The sequence below is a fragment of the Haloferula sp. BvORR071 genome (genome assembly GCF_000739615.1).
Lineage (GTDB): Bacteria > Verrucomicrobiota > Verrucomicrobiia > Verrucomicrobiales > Akkermansiaceae > Haloferula.
Window position 1 is genome coordinate 58152 of record NZ_BATP01000007.1, and the last position, 14379, is coordinate 72530.

General features: G+C 63.9%; 10 protein-coding genes and 1 tRNA gene. 4 read left to right on the forward strand and 7 right to left on the reverse strand.

Features of this window, described 5'->3' with window-relative positions; translation table 11 throughout:
* Window positions 1–35 precede the first annotated feature (35 nt).
* On the forward strand, window positions 36–479 hold the full coding sequence (tnpA, locus tag BV071_RS05595; RefSeq protein ID WP_035603286.1) for an IS200/IS605 family transposase: 444 nt from the start codon (window positions 36–38) through the stop codon (window positions 477–479).
* A gap of 215 nt (window positions 480–694) precedes the next feature.
* Here tnpA and BV071_RS05600 read toward each other — a convergent pair.
* Both BV071_RS05600 and BV071_RS05605 read right to left on the reverse strand, forming a co-directional pair.
* A tRNA-Ala gene (locus BV071_RS05600) sits at window positions 695–767 on the reverse strand.
* A 78-nt stretch (window positions 768–845) separates the two neighbouring features.
* Window positions 846–1748: a M28 family peptidase gene (locus BV071_RS05605; RefSeq protein ID WP_035603288.1), complete on the reverse strand. Its 903-nt coding sequence runs from the start codon at window positions 1746–1748 to the stop codon at window positions 846–848.
* Window positions 1749–1873: 125 nt separating this feature from the next.
* Between BV071_RS05605 and BV071_RS05610 the strand changes: the two genes are divergently transcribed.
* Window positions 1874–2488: an LON peptidase substrate-binding domain-containing protein gene (locus BV071_RS05610; protein ID WP_035603290.1), complete on the forward strand. Its 615-nt coding sequence runs from the start codon at window positions 1874–1876 to the stop codon at window positions 2486–2488.
* Window positions 2485–3384, forward strand: coding sequence for an EamA family transporter RarD (gene rarD / locus BV071_RS05615; protein WP_035603291.1), 900 nt, complete (start codon window positions 2485–2487; stop codon window positions 3382–3384). The genes BV071_RS05610 and rarD overlap by 4 nt, the downstream gene beginning before the upstream one ends.
* Window positions 3385–3409: 25 nt before the next feature.
* Here rarD and BV071_RS05620 read toward each other — a convergent pair whose 3' ends face one another.
* Window positions 3410–3727, reverse strand: coding sequence for a polymer-forming cytoskeletal protein (locus BV071_RS05620; protein ID WP_035603293.1), 318 nt, complete (start codon window positions 3725–3727; stop codon window positions 3410–3412).
* Between the two features lie 210 nt (window positions 3728–3937).
* Between BV071_RS05620 and BV071_RS32540 the strand changes: the two genes are divergently transcribed.
* Window positions 3938–4597: an FHA domain-containing protein gene (locus BV071_RS32540; RefSeq protein ID WP_052572937.1), complete on the forward strand. Its 660-nt coding sequence runs from the start codon at window positions 3938–3940 to the stop codon at window positions 4595–4597.
* A gap of 10 nt (window positions 4598–4607) precedes the next feature.
* Here BV071_RS32540 and BV071_RS05635 read toward each other — a convergent pair whose 3' ends face one another.
* The 4 genes from BV071_RS05635 to BV071_RS05650 are packed head-to-tail and all read right to left on the reverse strand — an operon-like array spanning window position 4608 to window position 14377.
* Window positions 4608–5660: a prenyltransferase/squalene oxidase repeat-containing protein gene (locus BV071_RS05635; RefSeq protein WP_035603297.1), complete on the reverse strand. Its 1053-nt coding sequence runs from the start codon at window positions 5658–5660 to the stop codon at window positions 4608–4610.
* A complete protein-coding gene (locus BV071_RS05640; RefSeq protein ID WP_035603299.1) occupies window positions 5657–9112 on the reverse strand; it encodes a hypothetical protein in 3456 nt (1151 codons plus the stop codon). Before BV071_RS05640 ends, BV071_RS05635 begins: the two co-directional genes overlap by 4 nt.
* 25 nt (window positions 9113–9137) lie before the next feature.
* Window positions 9138–11549 carry a hypothetical protein gene (locus tag BV071_RS05645; protein ID WP_035603301.1) on the reverse strand — a complete coding sequence of 804 codons (2412 nt, stop codon included), beginning with the start codon at window positions 11547–11549 and terminating at the stop codon, window positions 9138–9140.
* Window positions 11546–14377: a PA14 domain-containing protein gene (locus BV071_RS05650; protein WP_035603302.1), complete on the reverse strand. Its 2832-nt coding sequence runs from the start codon at window positions 14375–14377 to the stop codon at window positions 11546–11548. The genes BV071_RS05645 and BV071_RS05650 overlap by 4 nt, the downstream gene beginning before the upstream one ends.
* Window positions 14378–14379: the final 2 nt, after the last annotated feature.

Below are 14379 nucleotides of genomic sequence, written 5' to 3' on the forward strand. Positions count from 1 at the left end.
AGCCCGGCCATATTCCACCTCTACCTCCCCGCATCATGTCCACCTACCTCGGCCTGCACTACCACATCATCTTCGGAACGAAACATCGCGAACCTTCCATCACCCCCGACATCCGCCACCGCCTCCACGAATACCTCGGCGGTCTCGTCCACGGCCTCGGCGCCGAAACCCACGGAATCGGCGGGGTCGCGGATCACGTCCACCTCCTCGTCACCCTCAAGGCCACCCATTGCCTCGCCGACTTCATGCGTGAATTGAAGAAGGCCTCATCCATCTGGATGAAAACCGAAGGAGCCAAACCCAAGTTCGAATGGCAAGAAGGCTACTGCGCCATCACCGTCAGCCCATCCGCAAGAGGTGCAGTGAGCAAATACATCGCAGGGCAAGAAGAGCATCATCGTGTGAGGACCTTCAGCGAAGAACTCGTCGATCTGCTGAAAAAGGCAGGCCTTCCCTACGACGAGCGCCATCTGCCCTGAGTCACGTCCACCAATCCATCTCCGGCAACACGTAGAGCAAATCGTATGACGCTACGATCCCTCCGGGATCGAGATCTTCTCTTCGTGCCTGACCGGGGGTGTCGCTGCGCTCAACCCCCGGCTACTGTCGCTGTGATCCCTTCGGGATCGAGACAAGGATCGCCACTTGCGCGTGCGGGGAAAGGCCACCGGATCAAACTCCTAGGCCGAAGACGTGGAGGATAGCGGATTCGAACCGCTGACCCCTTGCATGCCATGCAAGTGCTCTACCAACTGAGCTAATCCCCCTTTGTCAGGTGCGGCCGGTTGGGGCCGCGCGAGGGCGGTTTGGTAGGGGATGGACCCCCTCTCGCGCAAGAGGTTTTTTCAAGAATCCGAAAGCTTTTCGATCAAAGCCACCAATGCCTTGGTCGCAGCGGCATGAAGAAGCGGATCAGGTGGGCTTGTATCGGCCTCGTCGGCCTTCACCACCGGGCGGGTGGAGACCCTGACTGCAGGCGCTCCAACTTCGAAAAGACTCGAGGACAAGTCGAAATCATCCTGCATGCAAACGTTCTCCGCTCCGACCACTTCGCCTAGGCCCGTGGCCAGGCGCAGCGCCCGGTTCTCCGCATCGCGGGAGCTGAGCAGGAGCTTCTCCCCTGCCCCGGTGGCCTCCACGACCAACACCTCCGAGCAGGTGCCCAAATTCTTGTCGAGCGCCGCCAAGCTCTGCATGACCGGGGCATCCAGATCGTAGGCATGCGGCATGAAGGCGAACTTCACGGTCCGCTTCGGTCTGGAGTTCGAAAGGGCGCCGGCGGCAGCCATCACGCTGGTCACGCCGCTGGCATTTGCCTCCATTCCCGGCGAGCCGCGGCGCGAGTCGTAGGCGGCCACGACCCACAAGGCCGACAAAGAGGCATCCGAACCGCGGAGAGTCACCATAAGGAGCGGCCAAGTGCCTGCACTGGTCCGGAATTGCTCCACCTTGTAGCCGGCATTGGCCGGCCCGAGCGCGCCCTCGATCATGGCCGCGGCCCGGTCGAGTCCCTTCGGGCTACCTTGATTCCGCTCGCCCACGAAGCTGAGGAATTTGCCCATGTCGTCCTTCAGCACCTCCGCGGAGACAGCGGTGGCGAAGCGCGGCTGCTCCTTCTGCGCCTCAATTCCCTGACGGTGAAAGTAGTACCAGATTCCCAGCCCGGCGGAGACGACGAGTCCCAGCGGCAGCAGCCAGAGCAGGATTGCGATGCGGGGGTCACGGCGTGGAGCGGTTTCCTCGGTCACGCGGCATCCGTGGTCGATGCAGCGGCGCGAGGCAAGGCCGATTGATGGTGCGACCGGCCGGGAGAACTCCGCGGCTCCGGGTTTTTTGGATTGCGCGGCGCGGCGGGCACGCCTCCCTTGCGGCGATGTCCTCGCTCAACATCCCCCAGACCTGCGGTGTGATGCTGCTGCCGGACTGCACACTCTTTCCCCACGGCGGCCTGCCGCTGCACATCTACGAGGACCGCTACCGCGAAATGCTCTCCGATGCGCTTCACGGCAGCTGCTTTTTCGCCGTGGCCCGGCTGCTAGGCAAGGAAACCGACGATCCCTCGCTCTGCACCGCGCCCGTCGGGACCATGGGCCTGGTCCGGGCCTCGCGAGAGCTTGACGACGGAACTTCCAACCTACTGCTACACGGGGTGATCCGGGTGCGCTTCATGGAGTGGCTCGACTCCCCCTATCCGAAGGCGCGGATCGAGCCAGTTCCCTCCGTCTTCGAGCCGGAATCTCAGTCCCGCGGCGCACTGGAAGCGCTTCAGGAGGCTGCGGAAATCGTGACCCGGGACCTACCCGACGAGGTCCGCGATGCGCTGACCTCGATGACCGCGCAGATCGATGACCCCTCGATCCTGGCGGACGTGATGGCGCAGCAGTTCCTGCACAATCCCGACGAGCGCCAGGATCTCCTGGAAATGGAGTCCGCAGCCGCCCGGATCGCGTGGATCTGCAAGAAATTCGAGTCCGGCGCGCCCCAGTGAAAGAGCGCAAGGACGGAGTAATCAGCGCGGTGGCCGCCTTCCTTATGTGGGGGGTGCTGCCGATTTTCTGGAAGGGTCTGATCTTCCTGCCGCCGGTCACGATCATCGCCCAGCGCACGGTTTGGTCGCTGGTCCTACTGGCCATCGTGATCGGCCTCCAGCGCCAGACCGGCAAGGTGCTGCGCGGACTGGCCTCTTGGCGTAGCGTGGGCTGGCACCTGCTTTCCGGCGGTCTACTGGCCTCGAACTGGCTACTCTACGTCTGGGCCACGCTGAACGGCCACATCCTGGAGGCGGCGCTGGGCTACTACCTGAATCCCTTCCTGAACATGCTGTTCGGCGCTATGTTCTTCGGCGAGCGCCAGACCCGGCTGCAGATGCTCGCGGTGGCCGTGGCGGCCGCGGGCGTGGCCATCCAGGTCTATGCTCTGAGGGGCATCCCTTGGATCGCGCTAGTGCTGGCGCTGACTTTTGCGCTCTACGGCGTGGTCCGGAAGCGGGCACCGCTGGAAGCACTGCCGGGACTGACGGCGGAAACCATCTTGCTGGCCCCCCTGGCCTTGGGCTGGCTGATCTGGGAAAACGTCCACGGAGTGCCAGTCTTCGGCGGCAACATGCACCAAGCCGGCTTGGTCGTCTTCACCGGCGTGGCGACCGCCCTGCCGCTGCTCTGCTTCGGTCATGCCGCGCGGACGATCCGGCTGACGACCTTGGGGATCTTGCAATTCATGGCCCCCACCCTGCAGTTCGTGATCGGTTGGAAATTCTACGGCGAGCCGATGACTCAGGCTCGGCTGATGTCCTTTGCCCTGATCTGGACGGCCGTGGCGGTCTATGCCGCGGATGCCCTCACCCGTGGCAAAAGAAAAGCCGCCCCGGATGAGGCGGCTTCCTGAAAAATGATTGCGCGTCCGGGCTGGCTCAGCCGATCTCGGTGCGGCCGGAAAGCTGCGCGCCTTCCTCCATCGAGAACATCTTGGCCTTGATGTCACCATCGAGGCGGGACTTGGCCTTCAGCTCGCAGCGCTCGCCGGTGATCTTGCCCTCGACCTTGCCGAAGACCTTCACGTCGCCAGCGGTCACGTTGCCCTTGATCATGGCGTTTTCGCCGATGGTCACGCGGCCCTTCTCGGAGATGATCTCGCCCTCGATCTTCCCGTCGATGATCATGTCATTGGAGAAGCGAATGGAGCCGGTGATTTCGATCCCGCTCGCGAGCACGTTCGTTGCGTTGGCCATGGTGCAGAGAATTCAGCAGAGCTTGAGCGGCTTGGCAATCGGATTTCCCCGGGCAAAACAGGCCAAAAAGGCCCTGTCGGGGTCCGAAAAAAGGCTTAGAGGGCCCCTGGCGGCGTCATTCGCCCCCAAGTCCTTGAAGAGACGGACTTTTTCCGTGCAGAGTTGCTGGTTTTGGCGCTAGAAAGGGCGGCAGATTCACGTCTTTCACCCATGCCGCGCGTCACCATTACTATCGCCGATCGCAGTCCCCAGCCCTACCGCTTCCAGCTTGACCGGATGAAGGTCAACATCGGCCGCGGCAGCGAGAACGACATTGTGATCGATGACGGCTCGGCTTCGGTGCGCCATGCGGTGATGGAGCGGATCGACGGCGGCTACCAGCTCCGCGATTTGGGCTCCACCAACGGTATCAAGCTGGACGGCGAGCGGCACGAGGTGATCCCGCTGCGGCATGGCCTGACCGTGAAGGTCGGTGATGTGGCCTTCGATTTCACGCTGACCGAAGAGGAGCGCGAGGCGCTCGCCCGCGAAAAACCGCAACAGGAATCGCCGATTGTCCGCGAGGACTTCGGAGGTGCCCCGAAGAAGCCCGCTGTAGCCGGCGGCCCGGCCCGCCCCGCCCCGGCACCGGCGCGCCAGGTGATCTACGAGACCCAGCCGAGCGCCTCGGCGAGCTTCTTCATGACCCTGTTCTTCTTGGCCTTGGCGATCGGTGCCTTTTGGCTGGGCATGGACCTCCGCCACAAGAGCTTGAACCAAGGACGCTCCCTGATGCAAGACATCCAGGGTTCCGCGGCTGGAGTGAAGGTTCCCCCGCCAGCTACCGGCGGCGAAGAGAAGAAGGAGGAAACGCCTCCGCCCGCCAAGTGAGAGCCTGAGCTTATTCCTCCTCGCCCACCGTCTCGTCCCGCTGGTAAATCGGGAGCTGGCGGTAGGGCACGGTGAAGGCGAGCACCATCATGGCGGTGCCGTAGATGCTGCCGGCCTCGCGGCTATTCCATGAGCCGTCTTCCTGCTGCTTCTTGACGTAGGTATCGTACATCCAGTTCGCGTAGTCGTTCCAGTAGCGGCCACCGATCTGGAAGGTGCCTTGGGCATTGTAGTAGTTGCCGTAGAACTCGAACTGGTCTCCGGGCAGGTCCCGGAAGGTCTTCATCACATAGTCGGCGGCAGCGATGGTCTCCGGCGAGCCGTGCTTGCCGCAGAGTTCCAGGCAGAGCAGGCCCATACCCGTAAGCGAGCGCTGGTGGTTGTCCTGATCCATGTAGCCGAAGTGGCCCTCCTTCTTGTTCTGGTGCCGGGCGAGGTAGGCCACGGCATCGGCTATCGCCTTGTCCGGCACCGCCGCGCCATTGAGCTTCGCCGAGCGTAGCGCCATGAGGGCCCAGCCGCTGCAGGAGGTATCGCTATCGCGGGACCCGGGGTGGTAGCGCCAACCGCCTTGATGGCGCTCCTCTTTGTCCATGGCTTGGGCGCGGAGGATCAACTGGAGTGCGCGCGGAAGGGCCTTCGCGATCTTCTCTTGACGCGTGGGATCGACCATGCCGCTGACTTCGGAAAGGAAGAGCGTCGAGATGTTGTGGGCATACATCGGCCCGCTGCCGGCGTTGCCCTTCTCGAAGAGGCCGTTCTCAAGCTGGTTATCGAGGACGAAGTCGATGCACTTGTTCAGAGTGACGACATAGGGTCCTTCGGTGGGAAGATGGCCCTTCGAAAGGATCGCCATTCCTGCGAGCGCTGGGACACCGGTGGAATCGCCGTAACCTTCCGGAAAGGAGCCGTCTTCGCGCTGGACCCGCGAAAGATATTCCAAGGCGCGCTCAACCGCGGGATCGACGCGGTCCTTCCACTCTGCGAAGACCGGATCGGCGGTCTCCGCAGCAAAGGCGGAAGCACCTGTTAGAAGGAGAATAGCAGCGGCGAGTGATCTCATTTCGCGCTCATCGTTTCGAAGTATTTCTTCACCAGCCCGCGGTATTCCTCGGGCACCCCGGCACCGCCGCCGCCGACATCAGACTTCAGGGTGGCTTGGATCTTTTCCCAATCGGAGGCGCTGATGCCGAGCTTGGCCAGCTCCGGCGGCACGCCCGGATCGGCTTCCGGAGTGCGCTGGTTCTCATCCGGCTTCTCGCCCGGCTGGCCTTGCGGGTCGCCGGGCATGCCGGGTTGCCCCGGTTTCGGCTGGCCACCTTGCATGCTCTGGCGAGCGGACTGGGCTGCACGGGAAAGGGCTTGGGCTGCTTGCGCCGCCTCACTGGCGGACTGGGTGCCCTGTTGCTTCTCGCCGGTCGCCTTCGACGCGGACTGGAAGGCTTGGGAAAGATCCTTCGGCGGGATGTTCGCGCGATGTTGTTCGGGCTGCTGGCCTTGGGCTTGCGCAGCATTCTGGGCGAATTCTTCCGCGGCGCGGCCCAGTGCTTCGGCGCTGCGTTGCAGATTGGCAGCCGATTGCTGGTGTTGACCGGCGGCATCCTGTGGCTTGCCTTGGCCGGCTTGCTCGGCGGCGGACTTGGCCTGTTCCCCACCCTGCCGTGCGGTTTCCTTGGCCTCGTTCATATGACCCGAGCCTTCGGCCTGAGGCATCTCGGCGATGTCATGAGCCAAGTCGGCAGCGGCATCAGCCTGCATCTCGCGGAGATCCTGCATCGCTTCGGCGGTCTTGCCTTCGGCAAGTGCTTGCAAGGCTTCGGTGACCTGTTGCTGACGCTCGGCGAGTTCGCCCAGTTCGGCGGCGCGCTGAGATTCCTGAGCGGGATTGGCTTCGGCTTTCCCTTGCTCGTTCTTTCCCTGCTCGTTCTTTCCCTGCTCGTTCTTTCCCTGCTCGTTCTTTCCCTGCTCGGAGGGAGCCTGAGCCTCGCCCGCTTGCTGGGCGGCTTCCTTCTGCGATTCCTTGAGCGCTTCGACTGCTTCCTTGGCAGCTTCGGCGGCGGCCTTGTCTTCTTTCTTGGCCATCGCCTCGGCGGCTTCACGGGTCGCGGCCTCAGCCTTGGGAAGGACGTCGGCGGTCTCGCTCAAGTCCTGCCGGGCCTCGGCCGTTTCCTTGGCGGTATCCTGGGCAATCTTCGCCTGCTCTTGGGCCAGCTCCTCACGGAGCTTCTGCACCGCCTGCTCCGGCAGGGGCGCATTCGCCGGAGTTTGCCGTGACTGCTCTTCCATTGCCTTCTGCGCTTCGCTCAGTGCCTTGGCCTGCTCGGCAAGTTCGCGGGCTTCGGTCGCTTGATCCTTCAGTGCCTCCGCACGCGCTTGCGGCTGCTCCCGGAGTTGCTGGCGGAGCTGCTCCTCCATCTGATGCTGGCGGTCCTGCCAATCCTGCGGCAGCGGCTTCTCACCGGTATTCGCAGCCACTTGGTTCTCCGCCTGACGGGCGAGTTCTTTCTGCTGTTGGGCCAACTCCTGGAGCCGGGTGACCTCCTCGATCTTCTGGCGGTCGCGGTCCATCTGCTCGCGGGCCTTCTCCAGTTCCTTCATCGCCGCCTCGGCCGCCTCGCGGGCACTGTCGAGCTTCTCCTCACGACGCTGCTGGCCGTCTTGCAAAGGCGCGCTCTCCAACTCCTGGCGGGCGGCGGCCGCGCGCTCGGCGGCCTTGCGGACTTCGTCGGCCTTGCTGGCATGCACGCTGTCCTGCATCTGATCCGCCAGCTTCTCCAAATTCTCCTTGGCCTCGGCCAGACGATCGCGCGCTTCCTCGAAGTGCTTCTTGGCATCCTTGCTGAGCTCTTCGTTCTTCATCTCGCCGCGATGCCAGTCCATGCGATCCTTCGCCTCGCGGGTCGCCTGCAGAGCTTTCTCGATCGACTCACGGGCGCCGTCGTGCTCGGCGCGCATTTCCTGGCGCGCCAGCGACTCGGCATTGCGGTCGATGCGCAAGAGCAGCCACTCCGAAGCACCCACACCCGGGCCATCGAGATCCTTGGGGCGGGCATCCTCGGCACGGACCCGCACGCGGATCTCACCCGCACCCGGCCAACGTTCGGCCAAAGAACCAATCGACAACTCCTCCGCGCCACGGAAGCGGAAGGGGCGGCTGCTGCCGGGAAGCTTTTCGGGCAGATCGCTGTTAGTGCTCACCGCCTCTTTGTCGGAGGCCTTCGACTCCACCTTGAGCGAGGCCAGACCGAAGTCCTCGGTCACTTCATAGCGCAAGCCCAAGACTTCATCCGGCCGCACGCGCAGCTCCTTCGCCAGCGGGCTCAACCAACGGACGACCGGCGCCTGATCCTCTAACACCCGCACCGGAAAACGCAGTGATTCCACTTCGCGCCCGAGGCGATGCTTCAACCTGACGACGGCTTCACCGCTGCTGTCCTTATCAAGAGCCCATGCGAAAGTCACCCGGCCGCCACTAGCCGCAGCGTCGATCTTGCCATCCGCGATCTTCTTGCCCTCAAGCTCGACCCATGCGGATTCGACCGCGGTGTTGAGCTTGCCTTCCAGCTTCACGGTGGTGCCGCGCACCGCCTCGATCCCGCGGCCCAAAGGTTCATCTTGCGGCAGAAGTCCCGAGTATTCCGGGAAGCCTAGGCGCACCCGCGGCTCCAGCATCATCGGTGAAGGCCAGACCGTGACCGAGAAGGAATCGCTTTCCCCGCGACCGGCTCGCGCGTGATAGCGGAAGGTCTCCCTAACAGGATTCATGCGGTAGCGCCAGAGCTCGCCCTCATGCTGCATCGGCTGGATGATTTCCTTGCCGTCGGCCATTACCATCACGAGGTCGAGCTGGTCCGCGGATCCGCTGTAGCTGACCTCGATCTGCAAGGCATCGCCCTCGAGCATTTCAACATCGCCAGGGCGGACAGTGAACTTCACCGCTTCGGCATTGCCCAGATTGCTGAAGGGGGTGACCGCGCGTGCCACCAGGCGGAAGGCTTCCTTCGGCCAGAGCACGAAAAGCATGAGCAGCATGATGGCCAGCACCGCAGCGGGACGAGCCCAGCGTTTGCCCGCTCCCACCGCCTTCATCTCGGCGCGGGCATCCACCTTGTCCACATCCTCACCGGCGGCCTTGGCGAGTTCCTCCATCAACCCCGCGGAAGCCCCGGCATCACCACCGGAAATTTCCAGCACCGTGCTCATGCGCTCCTCGATCTCCGGATGGCGGCCTTCGAGCCAACGCGCGATCTGAACCAAGCTGATCTTGCGCAGCAAGGGACGAAGGCCGGTCAGCAAAGCCCCCACGATGGCAAACAGCCAGAGGCCGAAGAGCACCCAGCGTGCGGCCATCGGCAGCGGCGAGAAGAGGTGGTCCGCCGCCATGATTACCAGCAGTCCGCCGAGGGCCACGGTGGCGAGCAGCAAGCCGCCACGCAGCAACTGGGCCCGGCGAATGCTCGCGCGAACCGTCGCGAGGCGGCGGGTGATGTCCTGTCTAGCTTGTTCCGTGCTCATGCGATCGAGTTCCCGGTTGGTTGTTTTACGGCAATCCCCCGCCCCTTCTGATCACCCATTCCGCTGCCACGAGAAAGGCGAAAAGCGCGAGCACCAGCCCGCTATCCCACAGGGAGGTCTCGCGAATCTCCTTTTTCGCGTTGCTTTCCTTCAAAAAGAGTCCGGTCAGCTCGGCGGTGTTTTCCGGTTTCACCACCTTGCCGCCGGAAAGCTCGGCCACGGTGGAGAGCAGCGGCAGATTGAGCGTGGTCTCCGCCAACTCTACGGGACCGCGCGAGCCGACGACACGGAAGCCGGCGCTAACAGCGGTGCCGCCGTCTTCATTGATCAGGCGGTCCGCCTCCTTACCACGCAAGCGTACCTCGTAGCGGCCGGAATGCGGCAGCGCGGGCAGCTCGACTTCGTGCAGGCCATTCGAGCCCTCGACGGCGGTCATCGCCGTGCTGGAGACCAATTGTCCATCGCGGTAGAGTTCAGCCTTCAGGTCCTCGTCCTTCACCGGATTGAGACCGGTATCGCGGAGACGGGCGGTGACCTTGATCCGGTCGTCCGCGGTGTAGGTGAGCTGGTCTGTGCCAAGGCGCACGCGGGAACCACCGGCCCGCAAGATCGGACCAGCACCCCAGCGGACGAGATTGCCCCAGAAGCGGTGGTGATAGAGATCGCCCGCGCCCTCGCGCAGGCGCCAAGTGCGGTCCGTAAGCAGGAGCGCGACCTTGCCCTTGCCAGTCTGGCGGGTCACGAGCAGGGCTGCGGCAGCCTCTTTCTCGCGGTGCTTGGCGAGCGCATCAAGCGCGGCGTTGAGATCAGCACCGCCGGAGATGGAGGAGTCAGCCTCCTTGCTGGCGGCGGTGAGCAGCACTTCCGCGCCCTCTTTCAAAGAGCGCACAGGTTGGCGCCACGGCACCTCCGGGAAGCTGGCCCAGACCGCATCATTCGCAGTCTCACCGGTCGCCTGCTGGGTTACCGGGTGGTTGCGGCCTTCCGCAGTCAGCGAGAAGCGGAAGGGCTCCTCATGCTCGCTGTAGAAATTACGGTTCCTCTCATAGGTCTCCACCGGCACCAAGTCCTGCCCCGAAGGCGCGGTGATGCCATGCGGCATGAAGCGCGGTCCGGCGATCATCACCAGCATTGCCGCACGTTCCTTCACGCAATTCGAAATGGTCTGCCAAGTCGCCTCGCTGATCGCCTTGGGATCGACATCACCGATGATAATCACGTCGAACTTGCGCCACTCCTCCTCATTGGCTGGAAGCTGGGTCGCCTGGGCATCGCCGAAGGGGCGGGTGGCCGAAGCCGGAATCTGCGCGTCTTCCTGTTCCTCGATCCGGTCCGGGTGCAGCAGCACGTATTGCATGTGCACCGACTTGTCGCGGCCGTAGAAGAGATTCCGCAGGTAGCGGAACTCCCAGCGCGGTTCGTTCTCGACGATCAGGACGTTAGTACGGGCATCGGTGATCGAGGTCTCGAACTCCCAGGCATTATTCTCCGCGAAGCGCTCGCCCGCGAGACCGGCGATCTCAATGCGGTAACCGCCGACGCCGCCTTCCTCCGGCACGGTGGTAAAGCGCACTTCCTCGCGATGATGGTCCTGCGGAATCGGTATGGGGCGTTCCTCGATGACCTTGTCACCGCGCATCAGGCGAACCTTCGCTTCCTCGCCCTTGTAGCCATCGAACTTGAGGGAGGCATTCACCCGCATGCGGTCGCCGAGGTGAATCGCCTCCGGGGCTTTCACATCGAGAATCGAGGCATCACGCGGCGGCTCCGCACTACCGGTGGCGACGATGCCGACCGGGGCGTCGAGGATGCCGAAGCGGCGCGCGACGTCTTCCACACGGCCGGGACGATTGTGGCGGCCATCGCTGACCATCACCACCCCGGCCAGATCGTCGGGCGGGACTTGCTCGAGCACCGTGTTCATCGCGGCGACGAGGTCAGTGGCATCGCTCCAGCCTTCTGCTCCCTCTTCGCCTTCACCGCGCACACTACGGGCCGCGCGCACGGTGCGGACCTTCATGGAGTCGCCGAGTTTCTTGAGGATGCCAGAGTCGGCCAATGCCTTCTCACCGATCTCCAGGCGAGTGGCGGAGGCACCGTCGTCCTTGAGATGCATCGAAGCCGAATCATCGAGTACGACCACGACCTCGCGGTTGCGTTGGCGCTCGACCTCACGAACCCAGGTAGGCTCGATCATGATCCAGACAAGGACCGCAAGCGCGACGAGGCGCAGGGCGATCATCCAGCGGGCGCGCTTGGGAGTGACGGCGCCGGATTCGTAACGATAGAGGAAGAGGATCAGCTCGGCAGCAAGGGCCGCGATCAGGGCAACCGACCAGATCGGCCAGTCCGGCGATAGGCGCACGAGCTTACCGAGGCCTTGGAGAAGGCCCCAGAGGGCCAGGAAGATGAGGGGGAAGCGGACGAGGTATTTCATCGGCCGGCACCTCCTCCCCAAACCGCGCTGTCACCAAAGCTCACGCGCACATCTTCCGCCATGCGGCGGGAGCGCGAGACCCACCGGGCCAAGACACTTTCCAACAGGAAGAGAATGAATGCGGACACGGCGAGCAGCTTCCAGATCTCGCGGCCGAAGCCCTTGCCCTGCAGCACGCCGAGGATGTCCTCGACCGAGCGAGGTTGGAGCAGGTCGGCATGCTTGCGAACCAATGAGAGATCTTCTTCATTACGGGGCTCGAAGTGGCTCTCCGCGGGATCACGAACCACCGCCACCGGCAGCTTCGCGCCCTCCGGCAAGCTCATGTTCGCGCGCAAGTCCTCATCGGCCTCCACCTGATAGACGCCGGGCACCGAGGGTCCGCCGATCGCCAATTCGCGGCCGCGGCGGGCGGGGCGCAAACGAGCCTCGCGCGGGAGCCCCAGAGGATCCAGCACCCGCATCGCCTCGCCTGCCTCCTCGCGTTCGGGAATGAAGGCGTAGCCGGGAATGATCTGCTTGTCGCCGCCTGGGAGATTCCAGAAGAGCCGGGCCTTGGCCTCACCGCCATCCTCATGGTACTTCGCCACGAAGGGGACCGGCTTGTTCGCCTCCAGGTTCATGCGGCCCATCTCGTCGTTGCCATATTGGGCCTTCATGACCTTCCCATCCCCGATCTGGACCTCGATGACATCATCGACATCCGCGGAAAAGACATACTCTCCGCTGAAGGGCGGCACCAATTGGCCACGCCATTCGATCGAGAAACGGTCCGCGGGGAGCCGCGGGGCGGGCTTGTCATTGCCCCATTTGAAATCGATTCCGGCGTCCACCCGCACCATCGCCGACTTGCCGCGCCATTCCTGGTTCGGATAGTAGGTGCCGGTCAGGCCGCCGCTTTTCCCGAGCAAGGCCACCGAGGGACTCCATGCCGGATCGAGGTTCAGCTCGACGCCATTGCCTGCGGTCCAAGCGACCAGCTCGTGGAGAAGAGGTACGAAGGAGCGCAGCGCCGGCAGATTTCCGGAGCGGGCGTCGAAGGCACAGGTCGCCAGCAAAGTACGACCGCTGCCGTAGTTCTTCGCGGCGAGGAAGGTATCGCCATTCAGGTAGGCTGCGGCCTGCACGCCACCGGTCGGATCACCGGTCTTGCGCCACTGGCGGATCCGGGCGGAGGCGAGATCGGAATTTTTCTCGTCCTTGAAGAGGGCGACGCTCTCGTGAAGGAAGGTCGCCGGCGCCGGGGCAACACCATCAGACTCGACGGCCATCTCGCCCAGAGGCATCGGCAGCAGTGGACCTTCCGAAGCCTTCCAGTTGTTGAAGAAAGCAGGTTCGGTCCGCGGCCCGGCGATGACCAGCAGGCCGGTCCCATCCGCCACCCGACCCGCGAGCTTGGCGGCGAGGCGCTCGGGCAGGCGCGGGACATCGGCCAGCACCACCACGGAGCGGCCTTCGAGATCCTTGTCCGTGAGTTCCGGAGCCGCGACGACTTCGGGGTCCATCAGGTAGGCATCCCCCACCTTCTTGCCGCGACGAAGATCGGGAGAGGGCGCGAGCGCGAGGGCCGAGTAACCGGCGGCACGCTCGAAGAAGGATCCCGCGGGGTTACCGTCGACGAGCAGGACCGGCAAAGTGCCACGCACGTCAATCACACGCTCCGCCTTGTCATCGGCGGCCAGGTCGTCGTTCGCATCCATGCGCGCGGCGATCACCCGCGGCCCCGGTTTCGCAAAGCGGTGGTGGAATTCCACGGTCTCCTTCTGCCCTGCGACCAAGAGTCCCACCGGCTTCTCGCCCACCTTGCTGCCGTCAATCTCAAGAATGACCGGCCCCGGAGTCACCGGTTGAGTGCCGGTATTCTCCACCGTCACCTTGAGTGTGACCTCGCGGTCAGTGCCGACGACCCGGCGGGAGGTATCGAGTGTTGCGAGCGAAACATTGCGCAGGCCCTCGGGCACGCCGAAATCACGGAGAATAAGCTTCGGCTTCGCTGGCAGCGACTTCCATGCCTGCTCCAAGCCGTCCCAAGCATTCGGATTATCAAAGCGCCAGCCGGCACGCTGGGCATCCGTGAAGACGATGATCTCTTTGGTGGCGTTCGTTCCTTCCGAAAGTCCGAGAGTCGCGACGCCCAAGGCTTCATGCGCGCGGAAGCTACCGCCAACCGGCTTCAATCCATCGAGCACACCCAAGACATCGGCGCGATGAGTCAAGGGAGCCGCGGTCTTGGCCTCGGGCGCGGGGCCGCCGAGGATGACCAGGAAGGCGGTCCCACGCGGAGCCTCCTTCACGAGTTGCTTGGCCTCATCCACCGCGTGGGCGAAGACGGTGCGGCCATCCTTGGAAAGCTCCATCGAGGCTGAGGCATCGATCACCAGCGCGACGTCACGCCTGCCACTGGCCTCGAAGCGCTTGAGGTTGAGCATACGCTCCATGAGCACCAGCCCGGCGCCGACAATGAGCAAGACCAATGCCGAGAGGCGTAGGATCCAGCGCGCCTTCCCCGCCAACACGAATGAGCCACCTAACAGCGCAATCCCGATCAGGCCCGCCGGCAGCACAAAGAGCCAAGGCACGGTGGAATCCGGCGGGATGAAGGGCCGCGCCAAGGCCAAGGCCAGCAAACCTAACAGCAGGCAGCGCGCTGCCATCAGCAGCAGGTCCTCCCACTCCATCTTACGGCGGCGCATCGCCACCGTATCGAAAAGGAAGCGCATCGCGCCCCAATCGATGGGCTTCGCGGCCTGACGCCGGACGAGATGGATGAGGATCGGAATCGCCACCCCGGCCAATCCCGCCAGCAACCATGGATTCAGGAAAAGCATCG